A 16,807-nucleotide genomic window follows, 5' to 3' on the forward strand; every position below is an offset into this window, starting at 1 on the left:
AACACACACCCATCACCACACCACACAAAAATGCAGCATGTTCACTGGAGGTATCAGTTTCATTTTTCGGTTACCCACCCGATCGCCTGAACCCGTGGAACAAACCGTGTTTGTCCTGGTCAGACCCGGTAGAAACAGTGTCTCGAAGACCGTGTTTCCGGCGGGGCAACGAGATATAACTCTAGACCACCCCAGAGGCACCGTGCAACTCGAAACCGGACTCTCGCCTGTGACAACGGTCACTCGCGCTCGGCGTGCTCTGAACGTCGTGGTCACACACAGCTCTTACACTGGGGCAATGACTCAGAGAGAGCAACGCAGACGACTGGGCGCCAACGACCTGGATCTGGAGGATGCCCTCGTCGATGAGGCCGCCACAACGGTGACCGAGGGTGCCAAACGGCTCAATCGCAAGTGGCCGGAACTCATCATCACCGGGTTCTTCGGCGGCGTAGACATCGGGTTGGGCATTCTCGCGATGATCCTCGTCAAACAGGCCACCGATTCCGACATCCTCGCCGGCATGGCTTTCGGCATCGGACTGCTCGCGCTCAAGCTCGCACATTCGGAGCTCTTCACCGAAGAGTTTCTCCTGCCCATCAACGCAGTCATCGCGGGGCAGGCCAGCTGGCTTCAGGTGCTGCGTCTCTGGCTGGCCACTCTTGTCACCAATCTCTTGGGAGGGGCGGCCTTCGCCTGGCTGATCGTGCGCGGCCTTCCCGACTACCATTCGACTCTGGCCGATATGGCCATCGGCTACACCGATCAGTCGTCGCCGATCGTCATGATCGCTCTTGCGATGTTGGCCGGTGCCACCATCACCTTGGCGACCCGGATGCAGCAGGGAACCACGAACGACGTCGTCAAGGCCATCGTGTGCATGATCACCGGCCTACTGGTCATCGGGTTCGGGATGCTTCACGGCGCGATCAATGCGATCGTCATCTTCGCTGCCATGCTCTCGGGCGCCGACATCTCGATCCCCGAGTTTCTGCAGTGGTTCTGCATCGTCATCGTCTTCAACATGCTCGGCGGTCTCATCATCATCACGCTGCCCCGGGTCATTCGCACGCACCGCGTGCTGTCTGCTGTGAGGCGGGGAGAGTTCTCGCTCGAGGATCTCCAAGACCACGCTTCGTAGCGCTCCGCGTCATCGCCGCGCCGACAGCCATCCAGGCCCCGCAGTGGACGGGCAACGGCTGTTTGCTCAACGTCATGCTCGGGCTGGCGCGGTTGACCGAGGTCACCACCCTATTGATAAGGCGCAGACCAACGCGACCACAGCCCAAGGACACCACCTCTCCATCCGACTCTAGTTCTCGGGTGAGACAGTTACTCTCGGGCCCGCCGTCTCCCTGACAAATCGGATGAGTGTAACCAACGTGACGGCCGCGGCCAGCATGAGATAGAAGCTCGGGGCCTGTTTGTAACCTGTGGCGACTGTGAGCCATGCAGCGATGTATGGTGCGGTCCCGCCGAGAAGACTGACCGCAACATTGTAGGGAATCGCCATCGCACCCGTCCGGATTCGAGCCGGAAACATCTCTGCCATGATGGCATTGATCGCACCATCGTAGGCAGCCACTGGTAACGCGAGAAGTACCATCGCTGCAATCGCGAGCGGTGCATTTTCCATAGTCATCAGCGTGATCGCAGGCCAAGCAAGCACAAACAGTCCTAATGCTCCAGCCCCGAGGACAGGCTTTCTGCCGATCCTGTCAGAAATGATTCCAGCGATCGGTATGAGCACCATGACGACAGCCATTGCGATAGTTGAAGCGAGAAACGACTCCGTCATAGTAAACCCAAGGGTGTCTTCCATATAGGAGACCATGAACGTCTGAAGCGTCCAATGCGCTACTCCTTTGAGCACCACGAGTCCTGCCAGCACCAGCATCGCTACACGCGCCTTCTGGAAGGTCTCACGGAGCGGGGAGACCGAGAGTTCCTCAGCTGACTGCATCTGGCGGAACACCGGGCTGTCATCCAGCTGGGAACGAAGATAGAGCGCAATCAAACCAAGCGGAAGCGCTATTAAGAATGGAATTCGCCAAGCCCATTCATTGACTGCTTCATCGCCTAGGCCCAAAGTCAGGCCCAGCGCGAGACCCGCAGAAGCAACGAATGCCACAAACCCCGTGGCAGCGCTGAGACTTGTGTAGAAACCACGCCTATCACGAGGCGCATACTCATAGAGAAGACCAACGGCACTCGATGTCTCACCACCAGCACCAAATCCCTGCAACAACCGAATGACAACAAGCAGGAGAGGTGCAAGCACACCGATTGTCTCGTAGCTGGGGAGGATACCGATCGCAGCCGTTGACAATGAGGTCAGCGCAACTGTAATGACAAGCACACGGTTGCGTCCGATCCGATCCGCCATGGGCCCGAAAACAAGACCACCGACGGGCCGAATGACGAAGCCGACGGCAAAGACTGCGAAGGTCGATAGCAGTGCGGACACAGGGTCTGTTGAATCGAAGAGGTGTTTCGACAGACTCGCCGACATCGTGCCGTATACGCCGATATCGAACCACTCGACAAAGTTTCCAACCGTGGCTGCCATAACTACGCGGCGGGTCGGTGTCTGCTCGGAACTATTTGATGTAGCAATGTTCTGCATGCTCGTTTCACTCCATTGTGATGGGGGGGGACTTACGATATTCAACGATGTTGCGGTTGCGGGCTGAGATACCCCGAGGCAACGCTGATCGTGTCTGCAGCTTCGATGATGATTCGCGCCAGTTCAGTCTCTTTCTCAGTGAGGTTGATTGCCGACAACGCTCCCGAAAGGGAGATGGCTGCCACGACCTTTCCGGTGAAGTCCCGAATCGGCGCTGCAATGCACGCCCTGCCAAGCGCAAGTTCATTGATCTCGGTACAGTAGCCTCGCTCGGAAGACCGCTGAAGCTCGACCTCGAGATCGGAGTGGCTGACGATTGTATTGGTCGTATAGGCAGGCAGATCATCAGGTCCAAGAAGTGCCTCACGATCGCTGGCGGACAGATCAAGCATCAGCGCCTTGCCCATACCTGTCGCGTGCAAAGGATTTGTCTGACCGAGGAGAGTGTATGACTTAGGGGCCATTGGCCCTTCGACATTCTGCAAATAGCGAAGAACTTTGCCCTGCCGCACGGCAACGTTCGCGCCCAAGCCGAGTTCCCACGCCAGACGCTGAGTCACCGCTCGCGAATTGCGATAGATCGGCTCATTGTTCAACGCCACCCCGCCCAATGAGATGATCTGCTGACCAAGTTCGTAACGCTGAGATTTCGAATTCTTACGTAGGAACCCCGATTCTTCCAGGGTGGCCAGCAAACGCGAGGCAGTCGACACTCCGAGGCCGAGACCTGATGCGACATCCGAAACACGAAGTGACGGGCTATTGCTGGTGAACAAAGTGAGGACCGAGAGCGCTCTATCGACGCTCTGGTTGGTTGATCGTTCGGCAGTCATGTACCAATTGTGGAATCTATTTGCATATTATGCAAGTCCACTGCAGTATTGAGCCATGACTTCCACAGAAAGCATCGATCATGCGTATTGAGCACATAGAGACCTACGTCCTCAAACTTCCTTCACCGCGGGCTTATCTTGGCGTCCACGATGACGGATGGGATCCACGCGGCTCGGCGGAGTACACGGTGAGACCGCCTTGGCGTAGCCTCTACTCCGGCAGATTTGAAACCATGCTGGTTTCGGTTCATACGAACGATGGCATCGTTGGTTGGGGCGAGGCATTAGCCCCTGTTGCGCCAGAGGTCCCAGCCACCATCATCGACAGGCTTCTCGCGCCGCAGCTTATCGGCCAAGATCCCACTGCCGTGCGGCCCCTATGGGAGAAGTTGCGTGGCCTGATGCGTGAACGTGGACACCTCGTTGGGCATCAAGCGGATGCACTGGCCGCACTCGACACTGCGCTGTGGGATATCGCGGGTCAGGCCCTCGGAAGTCCAGTCAGCGATTTGCTCGGGGGCCGGCACCGCGACACAGTCCCTGCCTATGTCTCCGGGTTACCGGTTCCAACCGATAAAGAGCGGGCGGTGCTGGCAAAGCAGTGGGTCGATCGCGGTGCGACACGGATCAAGCTTGCTCTGGGAAAAGGCGTAGATGCTGACCTTGCCACCTTCGATGCCGTAGCCGAGGCCGCACCAAAGGTCGGACTGGCCATCGATGCACATTGGGCCTATTCGCTCCAAGATGCCCTACGACTAGGCGCAGAGCTAGATGCTCGCGGCGCGCTCTTCCTGGAAGCGCCATTGGCGCCGGAAGATATAGATGGCCACGCCGAATTGGGGCGTCGCGTAAGAACTCCGATCGCAATCGGCGAAGCCATGCGCAATCGATACGAGTTCTCCGAATGGGCAGTGCGACGTTCGCTGGGTCTCGCACAGCCGGATGTCGCACGAACTGGAATCACAGAAGCCATCGACATCGCCACAGTATTGAGCGCTTTTCATATTCCGACAGCGTGCCACCATTCGGTTGGACTTGGAGTCGCGTTGGCTGCCGGAATCCATGTCAGCGCCGCACTGCCTCACAGCCCATTCTTTGAGTATCAACCAGACACCGTCGGCGTCGCGCAGTCTCTCTTACGCACACCCATGGCAATCGGACCCGCCGGGTTCCAAGTGCCGACGGGCCCCGGTCTGGGAATCGACATCGATATTGACACTGTTCGCCATCTAGCCGAGGAGGCATAAACATGAAGCTTCACGGTCTGCTCCCAATTCTTGCCACCCCCTTCTCTCCCAACCAAGAGGTGGATCTGAATTCGCTCCGTCGCCTTATCGACTTCCAAGTCACATCGGGGGCTGATGGTTTCGCCGTCTTCGGGATGGCCAGCGAGGGCTTCGCATTGACGACCCAAGAGCGCGAGAGCATTCTCCGCACCGCTCGCAAAGAGGTCGGCGATGGCTTCACCATCATCGCTGGCATCAACGCGACAAGCACGACAACCGCCACCGAAGCTGGGCTCCAAGCACGCGAGTGGGGAGCAGACGCGCTGATGGTACTCCCCCCGTATCTCGCAAAACCCGCCGAGGATCAGCTTGTCGACTTCTTTGTCGACGTTGCGCAGAACACTGACACCCCGATCATGGTGCAGGACGCGCCGGGACCATCTTCGGTGACGACTCCCACCGACCGAATCGCGGAAATGTCCGAATGCTCCGGGATATCCGCGGTAAAGGTTGAGGCCCCGCCGACGGCGGAGAAGGTCAAGGCTGTCGTCTCCAAAGTCCCTCAGGACTTCCCTGTGCTCGGTGGGCTCAACGCAAGAGAGCTCATCGCAGAATTCCGAAACGGTGCCTGCGGAACCATGCCAGCCTGCGAAATCACTGACATGTTCAGGCCGATCGTATCGGCCTTGCTCGGCGCTGATACCACCGTCGATGTGGACGAAGAAGTCCGCCGCATTCAGCCCCTCCTCGACGTCGGAGTCACCCCTGGCGAAGCGTGGGCGATTCACAAGCAGGTACTCGTGCGGAGAGGTCTCATCGACCACGACACTGTTCGATTCCCTGCACGTAAGCTCTCCGCCTCGACACTTGCTCGGCTCGATTCGGCATTGTCGGGGCTTGGCTTGTAGGAATCGCATTGGGCCGGCAGACGGATCAATCACAAGTGCGTCGGTCAACACCCTAGCCGGATTCGACAACCAGATTCTCGCAGTCCAGGAACCGCGGTGCCATTGTCGCACCCAGCACCATCGTGCCGACCGACCGCTGGTCAGGCTCCGCGGTAGCCGGGCATGATTCGGTCGCTGTCGACGATCTGCTTGCCCAGCGGCATGAGCGAGACGGGGATGAGCTTGATGTTCGCCCAGCCGAGCGGGATGCCGATGATCGAGATGAACAGCGGGATCGAGGTGACGACGTGTCCGATGGCGAGCCAGACACCAGCGACGATGAGCCAGATGATGTTACCCAGGGTCGTCGCCACTCCTGCCGGGCGGGTTTCAATGACCTCGCGGCCGAAGGGCCAGAGTGCGTAGTTTCCGATGCGGAAGGAGGCGATGCCCCACGGGATGGTGACGATGAAGATGCAGGCGATGATTCCGGCGGCCCAGTATCCGAGTGCCAGCCAGAGGCCGGAGAAGATGAACCAGATGATGTTGAGCAGGGTGCGCATGATCTCCTCGTGCGTTCGTCAGTCGGTATTCGTTCGTTCGGTAGTCCGTCATCTGCCAGTCTGCTCGAAGACCGCATGCTTTTCCATGGTGATGGCCCCACATCGCCCGTCCGGTTGCCCGCAGGCTGCCGGAGCGCACGCTGATTGACCGCATTCCCTTCACTGCAATGCTGCCGCCGAGGCCGCTTCTACAATGCGACCTCTTGTATTCCTCGATGACAAGGTTCCCCGTTGTCGAACGGATCCAACCGTCGTGAATACGACAATGCCGCGCCCTCCGGGAGCGGAGGACACGGCATGATCAGTGACGCAGGCTGCTCAGCCGACGATGTCGACAGCACCGAGGGTCTTCTTGCCTCGGCGCAGGAGGACGACCCCTCCAGCTTCTGTCGAGAGCACATCATCGGAAGTCAGGGTCTGCTCCTGGTCGGCGACCTTGACGTTGTTGACGTACGCTCCCCCGTCCTTGATGGCACGGCGAGCCTCACCCTTGGACTTGACGATGCCGGCAGCGACGAACGCATCAGCAACCGGCAGGCCCTCGGCCAGCTGGGTCGTCGACACCTCACCCCGCGGCAGCTCGGAAGTTGCCGCACCCAGCGTCGACGTATCAAGGCCGGCGAGCTCGCCCCCGCCGAAGAGCGCGGAAGCCGCAGCAATCGCCTGCTCGTAAGCCTGGCGCCCGTGGACCAAAGTGGTGACATCCTCGGCGAGGGCCTTCTGCGCCACACGGGTGTGCGGGGCAGCGGTGAACTCGGCTTCGATGGCTTCGATCTCGTCGAGCGGGCGGAGCGAGAACACCTTGAGGTACTTCACCACGTCGCGGTCGTCGGCGTTGAGCCAGAACTGGCTGAACGCGTACGGGCTGGTCAGAGACGAATCGAGCCACACGGTGCCGGATTCGGTCTTGCCGAACTTCGTGCCGTCGGCCTTCGTGATCAGCGGGGTGGCCAGAGCATGGACGGACTTCTGCTCGACGCGGCGGATGAGGTCGACGCCCGAGGTGAGGTTGCCCCACTGGTCGGAGCCGCCGGTCTGCAGGGAGCAGCCGTAGCGGCGGTTGAGTTCGAGGTAGTCGTTGCCCTGGAGGATCTGGTACGAGAACTCGGTGAAGGAGATGCCCGCTTCGCTGTTGAGGCGTGCGGAGACGGATTCCTTCGCGAGCATCCGGTTGACCGGGAAGTGCTTGCCGATGTCGCGGAGGAAGTCGATGGCCGACAGCTGCGAGGTCCAGTCGAGGTTGTTGACGATCTGCGCGGCGTTGGGGCCGTCGAAGTCGAGGAACTTCTCGACCTGGGTGCGGATCTTCGCGACCCATTCTTCGACGACCTCTCGCGGGTTGAGCGTCCGCTCCCCCGACATGCGCGGGTCGCCGATGAGGCCGGTGGCGCCGCCGACGAGGGCCAGCGGGTTGTGTCCGGCCTGCTGGAGGCGGGCGGCGGTGAGCAGCTGGACGAGGTTGCCCATGTGCAGGCTCGGGGCCGTCGGATCGAAACCGACGTAATAGGTCAGCGACTCCTCGGCCAGGGCTTTCTGCAGGGCGGTCTCGTCGGTGGAAACTGCGACGAGCCCGCGGGCCTTGAGTTCGCTGAAGATGTCGGTCACTTCGGTCCTTTCGAATCTGTGGTCTGTGCCGGCGCGGAGCCGACGGAGTCAATTCTACGTGGTCGCCGAGGCGGCACTTCCCTTGCCTGCCATCTGAGCAACAGCGACGGACTGAACAACCCACGGTTCGCCATCCCGTCCTCGGCGCAGGAGCACTATCCCTGCACCCGCTCCGTGGCCAAGGCCATTCATGCGCCCAAACAAAATCTAGCGGGAATCGTCTGGCACTCTCGCCAGACTGAGCTCAGCCACCATACCGACTCCGAAGCCCTGAGCCTTTTCGCCGCTCGGTTGGCCAAAGGTCGCAATTCTCTGGCTCCCACACATTCACTGACAGCGGTCGGTTCGATCGGCGAAGGAGCCGGACGCATCGTATTGGACGAGCTGCTCGAGGATCTCGGCGTCACTGTGGTCTCGCCTCTCAGCTGAGGCCGCATCCCCACTCACCGGCGTGCTGAAGAGTATTTCCTCAACCGAACCATTCACACGCTGCGAGCCGACCCCGCGAACTCACGCAAGCGGGTGACCTCGGTCTTCGCATTGGCGATCTGCTGATCAACGGCAGAGCGAGCCGTGCCACCCTTGGCGTTGCGCGAATCGATCGATCCGAGGGTCGTCAGCACTTCACGAACCGCGGGAGTCAGGTGCTCGGAGATTCCTGCGAAGTCCTCATCGCTCAGATCCCACAGCTCGACGTCGCGCGACTCGGCAAGCTGCACGCATGCGCCGGAGAGCTCGTGAGCCACGCGGAACGGCACACCTTCACGCACGAGCCACTCGGCGATGTCCGTTGCCAGAGCAAATCCGCGCGGAGCCAGGTACGCCATCCGCTCAGTATCGAACTTCAGCGTCGCCACCATCCCGGTGAATGCCGGCAGCAGCAGCTCGAGGGTATCCGTTGCGTCGAAGACCGGCTCCTTGTCCTCCTGCAGATCCCGGTTGTACGCCAACGGAAGCGCCTTGAGCGTCGACAGCAGACCGGTGAGATCACCGATGAGCCGACCGGACTTACCGCGAGTGAGCTCGGCGACGTCGGGGTTCTTCTTCTGCGGCATGATCGACGATCCCGTCGAGTACGCATCGTGGAGGGTGACGAACGAGAACTCCTTCGTTGCCCACGCGATGACCTCCTCGGACAAGCGCGAGAGGTCGATGCCGATCATCGTCGTGATGAACAGATACTCGGCGAAGACATCGCGCGACGCGGTGCCATCGATGGAATTCTCCACCGAATCGTTGAACCCGAGGTCCGCGGCCACAGCCTGCGGATCGAGCCCCAACGATGACCCGGCCAAAGCACCCGAACCATACGCCGAGACACCGGCGCGCGCATCGAAATCGACGAAGCGGGCGACATCGCGCAACAGCGGCCACGCGTGCGCGAGCAGATGATGAGCGAGCAGCACCGGCTGAGCGTGCTGAAGGTGCGTGCGTCCGGGCATCGGCGCCTCGGGATGCTCTTCCGCCTGAGCGATGAGCACCTCGACGGTGTCAAGCACAAGACCGGCGACCTCACGAGCATGGTCACGCAGGTACATCCGACCCATCGTCGCGATCTGATCATTGCGGGACCGTCCGGCACGCAGCTTCCCACCGAGCTCGGGACCGGCGATCTCAATGAGCCCGCGCTCGAGCGACGAGTGCACATCCTCGTCGGACTCGGCGGCGACGTATTCGCCGGTCTCCACCCGACGCAGCAGCTCGTCGAGCGCCGAATGCATCCCGGACAGCTCGTCATCTGTGAGCAGTCCCGCGTGGTGGAGGACCTTCGCGTGGGCCTTGGATCCCGCGATGTCATACTTCGCCAGACGCCAATCGAAGTCCGTGGACTTGCTCAGCTCAGCCAGCGCATCAGCCGGACCGTCGGAGAATCGTCCGCCCCACAGGCTCAGTCGTTCGCTCACAGATCGTCCTTTCCCACCAGCACGGATGCGCCGGCCCATTCATTGAAATGATGAAACTCAGTTGTCATTGTTCCAGGCTCACCCCTCGCCGAGGCCGCCTGCCGCGTACTCGAGGAATGTCTCGGCCACGGCCGCGCCCCCGACTGCCGCATCAGCGATGACGAGCACCGTGTCATCGCCGGCTAAAGTCCCGAAGATCCCGACCATCGAGGATCGGTCGATCGCCGAGGCCAGATACTGTGCCGCACCCGGCGGGGTACGCAGCACGACAGTATTGTCCTGGGAGACTGCGGAGACGAGCAGCTCTTCGAGAATGCGCGGCAGCTTCGCGTCGAGGGTCTCCCCCGTCGACTGCTGCAGTGACCGGTCCCCGCCCTCACCGGGAACGGCGTACACGGATCCTGCGGTGGACCGGATCTTCACGGCCCCCACCTCGGCGAGGTCGCGCGACAGGGTTGCCTGGGTGACGGTGATGCCCTGCGTCGCGAGCGCCTCGGCGAGTTCGATCTGGGACCGCACGGATTGGCGGGTGATGAGATCGATGATCTTCTGCTGTCGGGCGGTCTTCGTCAGCGGGGCGCTGTTGTTCGGCTCGGCCATCATCGCTCCAGGAGGAAGGTCATGAGAGCCTTCTGCGCGTGGAGGCGGTTCTCGGCTTCGTCGAAGACCACCGAGGCGGGGCCGTCGATGACCTCGGCCGTGACCTCTTTGCCGCGATACGCGGGCAGGCAGTGGAGAAAGACCGCGTCGTTGCTTAAGCTCATGAGTTCCTGGTTGACCTGGAACTTCGTGAACGGTGAGGCCTCGTCGTCGCGTCCGGCGGAGTCCTGACCCATGGACACCCAGGTATCGGTGACGAGGACGTCGGCGCCGGTCGCGGCGGCCACGGGGTCGTCGGTGACGGTGAGGGACCCGCCCGTCGTCTGCGCCAGGGCGTCGGCTTCGGCGACGATCGCGGCGGCGGGCTGAAAGTCGGCTGGGGCTGCGATGCGCACGTGCATTCCGGCGTTGACTCCGCCGAGGGCGTAGGAGTTCGCCATATTGTTCGCGCCGTCGCCGAAGTACGTCATGGTCTGGCCGGCCACGTTGCCGCGGTGTTCGCGGATGGTGAGCAGGTCGGCCAGGATCTGGCAGGGGTGGAAGTCATCGGACAGGGAGTTGATGACGGGCACCGAGGAGAATTCGGCCATCTCTTCGAGCCCAGCCTGGGCGTAGGTGCGCCAGATGATCGTCGAGACCATCCGGGACATCACCTGGGCGGTGTCGGCGATGGATTCCTTGTGCCCGAGCTGCGCCTCACCGGGGTTGATGATGAGCGGCTGCCCGCCGAGCGCGGCGATGCCGGCGGCGAACGAGACCCGGGTGCGAGTCGAGGTCTTGTCGAAGATGACGGCGGCGGTCTGTGGGCCGGCCAGCGGGGTCCGCGAGTAGGGGGCGGCCTTGAGTTCGACGGCGAGGTCGAGGATTTGCGTCTGCTCGGCCGGGCTGAGGTCCGTGTCCTTGAGGAAGTGGCGTGTCATGGTGGGTCCTTTGGAAAGCGTGAGTGGGGCTCAGCCGGTGATGAGGCCGGGCAGGGCGTCGATGAACGGAGTGAGCTCGTCGGTGGTGATGGTCAGCGGCGGGGCGAGGCGGAGGCGTCCGGGGGCGACGGGGTTGATGATGAACCCGGCCTCGAGCGCTCGAGCAGCCACGGCCTTCGAGTCCGGGACCTGGCCGTCGGACTGCCCGGCCGCGCCGTCACCCGAGGCACCGGCTGTCAGTTCGAGCCCGAGCAGCAGTCCCTTGCCGGTGATCTCTCCGATGCCGTCGACCTTTGCCAGCTGCCCCTTGAGCCAGTCGCTGGCCTCGAACACGTGGTCGAGGAGGTTGTCCTTCTCGATGGTCTCGAGCACGGCGAGTCCGGCAGCACACGACAGAGGGTTGCCGCCGAAGGTCGTGCCGTGCTGACCGGCTTCGAGCAGCTTCGTGTTCGCATCCCCGACGGTGATGGTCGCACCGATCGGCATTCCGCCGCCGAGTCCCTTCGCCGAGGTGATGATGTCTGGAGTGACGCCCTCACCGATCTCGGGATCCTGGTGAGCGAACCACGAGCCGGTGCGGCCGATGCCCGACTGCACCTCGTCGAGGACCATGAGCGCCCCGACCTTCTCCGTCAGTTCTCGCACCGCGGTGAGGTAGCCGGCCGGATGCGTTCGCACGCCGACCTCTCCTTGGACGGGTTCGATGAACACAGCCGCGGTGTTCTCATTGATCGCCGCTTCGAGTGCTTCGACGTCGCCGTAAGGAACGTGGACGACTCCGGGGACTCCGGGTGCGAAGGGGGCGCGGTACGCTTCCTTCGCGGTCAGGGCGAGCGCTCCCATGGTCCGGCCGTGGAATGCGCCGTCGATGGCGATGATGAAGGGCCGTCCCCCACCGGCGGCGCGGCGGGCCATCTTGAAGGCCGCCTCGTTGGCTTCGGCTCCCGAGTTCGAGAAGAACACGGCCGACCCGGCAGGCAGGTCGAGGACCTCGTGGAGCTTCTCGGCCAAGCCGATCTGGGCCGGGGAGGTGAAGAAGTTCGAGATGTGGCCGAGTGTCGAGGCCTGCTCGGTGATGGCGTTGACCCATGCGGGGTGACAGTGGCCGAGGGCGTTCACGGCGATGCCGGCGAGCAGGTCGAGGTACTTCTTGCCCGCCGCATCCCACACGTAGGAGCCTTCACCGCGGACGATGTCGAGCTGCGGGGACCCGAACACCGGGGACAGGACACGGGAGAAATCGTCCCGCCACGTCTGGGCCTGGTCACAAGCCTGCACAGCCGAATCCTGCGTACCCGTCTGATCACTCATGAACGTCCTCCGTAGCTGTCGTTGCTAGCGTTCAAACCATCCGTCGGGGCCGCCTCGGCGAGATTCCCCTGGTGCCCGTCGCCCAGCGGTGCGGGTTCGACGATGGTGTCCTCGACCATGGTGCCGATGCCCTCCGAGGTGAAGACCTCGAGGAGGAGGGAATGCGCCATCCGGCCGTCAATGATGTGGGCCTGCTTGACCCCGTGCTCGATCGCCTCGAGCGCCGCGGTCATCTTTGGGATCATTCCCGAGTCGAGGCTCGGCAGCAGTTCGCGCAGCTTGTCCGGGTCGATGCGGGAGATGAGCGAGGACGTGTCCGGCCAGTTCGCGTAGAGGCCCGGCACATCGGTGAGCATGATGAGTTTGTGTGCCTTGAGCGCCTTCGCCACCGCCGAGGCGGCCAGGTCCGCATTGATGTTGAGCGGCTTCCCAGCTTCTCCCCCGATCTCGGAGGCGATGGAGCAGATGACGGGCACCCGTCCGGCGTCGAGGAGTTCGGTGAGCACGGTGGTGTTGACCTGGGCGATCTCGCCCACTCGGCCGAGGTCGATGACCTCGTCGTCCACCTCGGCGGTGGTTTTGTGCGCGAGGAGGAGGTCCGCGTCTTCACCGGACAGGCCGATCGCGGCGTCACCGTTCTGGTTGATCCGGGACACGATGTCGCGGTTGACCTGGCCGGACAGCACCATGCGGATGACCTCGGCGGCTTCCTCGGTGGTCACGCGCTGTCCGGCTTTGAATTCGGATTCGATGCCCAAGCGTTTCAGCATGGCGGAGATCTGGGGGCCGCCGCCGTGGACGACGACGGGGCGGATGCCGGCGAAGCGGAGGAACGCGATGTCATCGGCGAAGGACTGCTGCAGCTCCGGGGAGACCATGGCGTTTCCGCCGTATTTGATGACGATCGTGGCGCCGGCGAAGGTCTTGATCCAGGGCAGCGCCTCGGTCAGGGCTTCGGCCTTGACCTGGGCGGCGGCGAGCCGGGCGGCCGTGGATTTCGTGGACATGTCGACGGGGGTGTTCATGATGAGTAGGCGCTGTTCTCTTCGACGTAGTCGTGGGTGAGGTCCGAGGTCCACACGGTGGCAGTGTCGCCACCGGCGTGGAGGTCGATAGACACATCAACTGTGCGGTCGAATGTCACGTTCGCAGGGTCTTCGTCGGGGCCGGAGGCCGTGCACACCTGAACGCCGTTGATGGCGACGTCGATCTGGGTGGGATCGAAATCCGCCGAGGTGGTTCCCACCTGGGCGACGACGCGACCCCAGTTCGGGTCCTCCCCGAAGATCGCAGCCTTGAACAGGGCCGACCTGGCCACGGAGCGGGAGACTTCGACGGCGTCAGCTTCGCTGGCGGCGCTGCGGGTGGTGATGGCGATGTCGTGGTGGGCGCCCTCGGCGTCAACGTGGAGTTGGTGCATGAGGTCGAGGCAGAGTTCGCGCAGCAGGGTGGTGAACTCGTCGGCGTCGACGGCGGCGTCGTGGGCGCCGGAGGACATGAGGATGACGGTGTCGTTGGTCGACATGCAGCCGTCGGTGTCGAGGCGATCGAAGGACTGGCTCGTCGAAGCGCGCAGTGCGTCGTCGAGCACGGTCTGGTCGAGTTTCGCGTCGGTGGTGATGACGACGAGCATGGTCGCCAAACCGGGTGCGAGCATGCCCGCGCCTTTGGCCATGCCGCCGATGGTGAACCCGGTGGAACCGGTACGACTGGTGGTCTTCGCGACGGTGTCGGTGGTCATGATCGCTTCGGCAGCAGACTGTCCGGCTTCAACACTCGTGTCGGCGGCGGCGACGAGTGGGGCGAGGTTGTTCACGATGGAGTCACGGAAGTCCTGGCCGCCGACGCCGATGAGTCCGGTCGAGCAGACGAGGACGTCTTCGGCCGGGGTGTCTGTTCCGGCCTCGCTAAGGAGTTCGGCGGTGGTCTGTGCGGTCAGTGTGGTTGTTTCGTAGCCGAAGTCGCCGGTGTAGCAGTTCGCTCCCCCGGAGTTGAGCACGACGGCGCGGGCCTGCCCATCGGCCGAGGCTTTCTGGGACCACAGGACGGGGTTGGCCTTGCAGCGGTTGGAGGTGTAGACGGCGGCGACGGCGGTGTCGGGGCCGTTATTAATGACCAGGGAGAGGTCTTTGGTGCCGGAGGGTTTGAGTCCGGCGGTGAGTCCGGCTGCGGTGAAGCCGAGTGGTGCGGTGACGCTCATGGGGCGACTCCTTCGAGGGGAAGGGCGGTGGTCTCGTCGAGACCGAGGGCCAGGTGGATGGATTGGATGGCTTGTCCAGCCGTGCCGCGGACCAGGTTGTCCAGTGCCACGACGACGAGGATTGTGCCGGCGCGTTCATCGACGGTGAACTGGATATGGGCCATGTTCGATCCGGTGGTCGCCGCGGTCTGCGGCCACTGGCCCTCGGGCAGAACACGGACGAAGGGCTCGTCAGCGTAGGCCTGAGCGAAGGCCGCGGCCAGCTGGTCCTTGAGCACGGCGGCGTCGAGGAGTCCTTCAGCGGTGCGCGGTGCGGCTTCACCGGCATCGGCGGTGATGGTGGCGAGGATACCGCGGGCCATGGGCACGAGCGTGGGGGTGAAGGAGATGCGAGTGGGTCCGTCGGCGGCGTCGGCGCCGAGGACTCCGTTGAGGTTCTGTTCGATCTCGGGCACATGCCGGTGCGTGCCGCCGGTGCCGTATGGGGAGGCATTGCCGAGGATCTCAGCAGCGGTGAGGTGCGGTTTGAGAGCCTTGCCTGCACCGGAAACGCCATTGGCGAGCACGGCGTTGAGCCCGGTCGGTGCGGCGAGCCCCGCCTGAATAAGCGGTGCGAGTCCGAGCGTCACGGCGGTGACGTTGCAGCCGGGCACGGCAATGCGTTTCGTGGTCTTCAGTGCCTCGCGTTGCTTGGTGCCGTCGGCGGTGAGGAGTTCGGGCAGTCCGTAGGTCCAGGTGCCTTGGTGCTCGGAGCCGTAGAACTTCTCCCAGGCGGCCGCGCTGATGAGGCGGTGGTCGGCGGCGAGGTCGACGATGAGAGTGTCCGGGCTCGTCTGTTCGAGTTCGGCGGCGATCTGCCCGGACTGTCCGTGCGGGAGCGCGAGGACGACGACATCGTGGCCGGCGAGCACCTCGGCGGTGGACTCTTGGACCACGAAGTCGGAATATCGGGCAAGATGGGGTTGATGTCGGCCGAGCTTCTCACCCGCGGTGGAATGTCCGCACACCGTCGTGACGTTCAGGTGAGGGTGAGTGCTCAGCAGCCGGAGGACCTCTCCCCCGGCGTATCCGGTAGCACCGGAGACGGCAACCGTAAGATCGTTCATATGTATAACCATACCAGGCAATTAATTTATATGCAGGAGGCGTGATGACCCAGGCAGTGCGTGCGATGCAGGCTGGTGGACCCGAGGTGCTCGAGTTCGGTGAGGTTCCGACCCCGAAGCCGGGTGCCGGTGAGGTGCTCGTCGATGTCGAGGCGGCGGGCGTGAACTTCATCGATACGTATCGTCGTTCGGGCGTGTATCCGATGGAGTACCCGCATATCGTCGGCGTCGAGGGCACGGGGTACATCGCCGAGGTGGGCGAAGGCATTGAGAGCTGGCAGGTTGGTGACCGTGTCGCTTGGCACGAAGGCCCGGGGTCGTATGCAACGCAGGTCGTCGTGAAGGCCGACTTCCTCCTGCGGGTGCCGGAGGTAGTGTCCGCCGAGGTGGCTGCGGCGATGCCGCTGCAGGGCCTCACCGCGCAGTACCTGGCGACGAGTTCGCATGAGATCAAGCCCGGTCAGACAGCACTCGTGCACGCGGGTGCCGGCGGTGTCGGCCTGCTCCTCACCCAGATCATCAAGCACTTGGGTGGCAATGTCATCTCGACAGTGAGCACCGAGGAGAAGGCTGAGCTCTCACGCAAAGCCGGCGCCGATGATGTGTTCCTCTACGGTGAGGGAGTCGACATTACGGCGAAGGTCAAGGAGCTCACTGATGGCGAAGGCGTTGATGTCGCTTATGACGGTGTCGGCAAGGACACCTTCGATGCGTCGCTAGCGTCGATCAAGCCATTGGGATCGATGGTGCTCTTCGGCGGGGCGTCAGGTCAGGTGCCGCCGTTCGACATTCAGCGTTTGAATTCTTCGGGCGGAATCTTCCTGTCCCGCCCGTCGCTGGCATGGTTCGTCCGCAGCTCGGAGGAGCTGGCGAAGCGTTCGGCGATGCTCTTCTACGGCATCGAGCACGGCTGGCTCAACTTCCGCGTCGGCGCGACGTTCGGGTTGGCGGAAGCTGCTGATGCGCATCGAGCGCTCGAGGGCCGTAAAACTACCGGCAAGGTTGTCCTGACCGCCTGACTCAGCT

The 16,807-nt window shown here is 62.8% G+C and carries 15 protein-coding genes; 4 read left to right on the forward strand and 11 right to left on the reverse strand.

Annotated elements, in window-relative coordinates; all coding sequences use genetic code 11:
* Positions 1-298 precede the first annotated feature (298 nt).
* Positions 299-1,141, forward strand: coding sequence for a formate/nitrite transporter family protein (locus tag ACSBQT_RS09720; RefSeq protein ID WP_410711345.1), 843 nt, complete (start codon positions 299-301; stop codon positions 1,139-1,141).
* 171 nt (positions 1,142-1,312) lie between these two features.
* On the opposite strand, the gene ACSBQT_RS09725 is transcribed toward ACSBQT_RS09720, so the two are convergent.
* Together ACSBQT_RS09725 and ACSBQT_RS09730 are read right to left on the reverse strand one after the other, a co-directional pair.
* Complete coding sequence (locus ACSBQT_RS09725; protein ID WP_410711344.1) at positions 1,313-2,626, reverse strand: MFS transporter; 1,314 nt, start codon at positions 2,624-2,626, stop codon at positions 1,313-1,315.
* A 41-nt stretch (positions 2,627-2,667) separates the two neighbouring features.
* Complete coding sequence (locus tag ACSBQT_RS09730) at positions 2,668-3,459, reverse strand: IclR family transcriptional regulator (RefSeq protein ID WP_410711343.1); 792 nt, start codon at positions 3,457-3,459, stop codon at positions 2,668-2,670.
* Positions 3,460-3,539: 80 nt separating this feature from the next.
* Here ACSBQT_RS09730 and ACSBQT_RS09735 point away from each other — a divergent pair, with 80 nt between their 5' ends.
* Both ACSBQT_RS09735 and ACSBQT_RS09740 read left to right on the forward strand, forming a co-directional pair.
* Entirely contained in the window at positions 3,540-4,706 is a 1,167-nt protein-coding gene (locus ACSBQT_RS09735) for a mandelate racemase/muconate lactonizing enzyme family protein (RefSeq protein ID WP_410711342.1), read from the forward strand.
* Between the two features lie 2 nt (positions 4,707-4,708).
* The gene (locus tag ACSBQT_RS09740) at positions 4,709-5,593 is read left to right on the forward strand and encodes a dihydrodipicolinate synthase family protein (protein ID WP_410711341.1); all 885 of its coding nucleotides are present in this window, start codon (positions 4,709-4,711) and stop codon (positions 5,591-5,593) included.
* Positions 5,594-5,733: 140 nt separating this feature from the next.
* Here ACSBQT_RS09740 and ACSBQT_RS09745 read toward each other — a convergent pair whose 3' ends face one another.
* The 9 genes from ACSBQT_RS09745 to argC form a co-directional block, all read right to left on the reverse strand.
* On the reverse strand, positions 5,734-6,135 hold the full coding sequence (locus ACSBQT_RS09745; protein WP_410711340.1) for a YccF domain-containing protein: 402 nt from the start codon (positions 6,133-6,135) through the stop codon (positions 5,734-5,736).
* Positions 6,136-6,453: 318 nt separating this feature from the next.
* Positions 6,454-7,740, reverse strand: a complete 1,287-nt coding sequence (tyrS, locus tag ACSBQT_RS09750) for a tyrosine--tRNA ligase (RefSeq protein ID WP_410711339.1) — start codon at positions 7,738-7,740, stop codon at positions 6,454-6,456.
* Positions 7,741-8,222: 482 nt separating this feature from the next.
* Positions 8,223-9,683: an argininosuccinate lyase gene (gene argH / locus ACSBQT_RS09755; RefSeq protein ID WP_435001648.1), complete on the reverse strand. Its 1,461-nt coding sequence runs from the start codon at positions 9,681-9,683 to the stop codon at positions 8,223-8,225.
* Between the two features lie 39 nt (positions 9,684-9,722).
* Positions 9,723-10,247 carry an arginine repressor gene (locus tag ACSBQT_RS09760; RefSeq protein WP_410711336.1) on the reverse strand — a complete coding sequence of 175 codons (525 nt, stop codon included), beginning with the start codon at positions 10,245-10,247 and terminating at the stop codon, positions 9,723-9,725.
* A complete protein-coding gene (gene argF / locus ACSBQT_RS09765) occupies positions 10,244-11,164 on the reverse strand; it encodes an ornithine carbamoyltransferase (RefSeq protein WP_410711335.1) in 921 nt (306 codons plus the stop codon). The genes ACSBQT_RS09760 and argF overlap by 4 nt, the downstream gene beginning before the upstream one ends.
* Positions 11,165-11,194: 30 nt before the next feature.
* A complete protein-coding gene (locus ACSBQT_RS09770) occupies positions 11,195-12,475 on the reverse strand; it encodes an acetylornithine transaminase (RefSeq protein ID WP_410711334.1) in 1,281 nt (426 codons plus the stop codon).
* On the reverse strand, positions 12,472-13,500 hold the full coding sequence (gene argB, locus ACSBQT_RS09775) for an acetylglutamate kinase (protein ID WP_410711333.1): 1,029 nt from the start codon (positions 13,498-13,500) through the stop codon (positions 12,472-12,474). Before argB ends, ACSBQT_RS09770 begins: the two co-directional genes overlap by 4 nt.
* Positions 13,497-14,675: a bifunctional glutamate N-acetyltransferase/amino-acid acetyltransferase ArgJ gene (gene argJ / locus ACSBQT_RS09780; protein WP_410711332.1), complete on the reverse strand. Its 1,179-nt coding sequence runs from the start codon at positions 14,673-14,675 to the stop codon at positions 13,497-13,499. The genes argB and argJ overlap by 4 nt, the downstream gene beginning before the upstream one ends.
* Positions 14,672-15,781 carry an N-acetyl-gamma-glutamyl-phosphate reductase gene (argC, locus tag ACSBQT_RS09785; protein WP_410711331.1) on the reverse strand — a complete coding sequence of 370 codons (1,110 nt, stop codon included), beginning with the start codon at positions 15,779-15,781 and terminating at the stop codon, positions 14,672-14,674. Before argC ends, argJ begins: the two co-directional genes overlap by 4 nt.
* Positions 15,782-15,825: 44 nt before the next feature.
* On the opposite strand from argC, the gene ACSBQT_RS09790 reads away from it, so the two are divergent.
* A complete protein-coding gene (locus ACSBQT_RS09790; protein WP_410711330.1) occupies positions 15,826-16,800 on the forward strand; it encodes a quinone oxidoreductase family protein in 975 nt (324 codons plus the stop codon).
* Positions 16,801-16,807: the final 7 nt, after the last annotated feature.

This window comes from Brevibacterium sp. H602, from assembly GCF_051172395.1.
In the GTDB taxonomy this organism is placed as follows: domain Bacteria; phylum Actinomycetota; class Actinomycetes; order Actinomycetales; family Brevibacteriaceae; genus Brevibacterium.

What these genes read in the sequence shown, in the direction of transcription:
- ACSBQT_RS09725 (WP_410711344.1), bottom strand. Translation starts at nt 2,626, where the DNA reads ATGCAGAACATTGCTACATCAAATAGTTCCGAGCAGACACCGACCCGC.
- ACSBQT_RS09760 (WP_410711336.1), bottom strand. Translation starts at nt 10,247, where the DNA reads ATGATGGCCGAGCCGAACAACAGCGCCCCGCTGACGAAGACCGCCCGA.
- ACSBQT_RS09720 (WP_410711345.1), top strand. Translation starts at nt 299, where the DNA reads ATGACTCAGAGAGAGCAACGCAGACGACTGGGCGCCAACGACCTGGAT.
- ACSBQT_RS09740 (WP_410711341.1), top strand. Translation starts at nt 4,709, where the DNA reads ATGAAGCTTCACGGTCTGCTCCCAATTCTTGCCACCCCCTTCTCTCCC.
- ACSBQT_RS09770 (WP_410711334.1), bottom strand. Translation starts at nt 12,475, where the DNA reads ATGAGTGATCAGACGGGTACGCAGGATTCGGCTGTGCAGGCTTGTGAC.
- argB (WP_410711333.1), bottom strand. Translation starts at nt 13,500, where the DNA reads ATGAACACCCCCGTCGACATGTCCACGAAATCCACGGCCGCCCGGCTC.
- argC (WP_410711331.1), bottom strand. Translation starts at nt 15,781, where the DNA reads ATGAACGATCTTACGGTTGCCGTCTCCGGTGCTACCGGATACGCCGGG.
- ACSBQT_RS09745 (WP_410711340.1), bottom strand. Translation starts at nt 6,135, where the DNA reads ATGCGCACCCTGCTCAACATCATCTGGTTCATCTTCTCCGGCCTCTGG.
- ACSBQT_RS09735 (WP_410711342.1), top strand. Translation starts at nt 3,540, where the DNA reads ATGCGTATTGAGCACATAGAGACCTACGTCCTCAAACTTCCTTCACCG.
- argJ (WP_410711332.1), bottom strand. Translation starts at nt 14,675, where the DNA reads ATGAGCGTCACCGCACCACTCGGCTTCACCGCAGCCGGACTCACCGCC.
- argH (WP_435001648.1), bottom strand. Translation starts at nt 9,683, where the DNA reads ATGGGCCGGCGCATCCGTGCTGGTGGGAAAGGACGATCTGTGAGCGAA.
- ACSBQT_RS09730 (WP_410711343.1), bottom strand. Translation starts at nt 3,459, where the DNA reads ATGACTGCCGAACGATCAACCAACCAGAGCGTCGATAGAGCGCTCTCG.
- argF (WP_410711335.1), bottom strand. Translation starts at nt 11,164, where the DNA reads ATGACACGCCACTTCCTCAAGGACACGGACCTCAGCCCGGCCGAGCAG.
- ACSBQT_RS09790 (WP_410711330.1), top strand. Translation starts at nt 15,826, where the DNA reads ATGACCCAGGCAGTGCGTGCGATGCAGGCTGGTGGACCCGAGGTGCTC.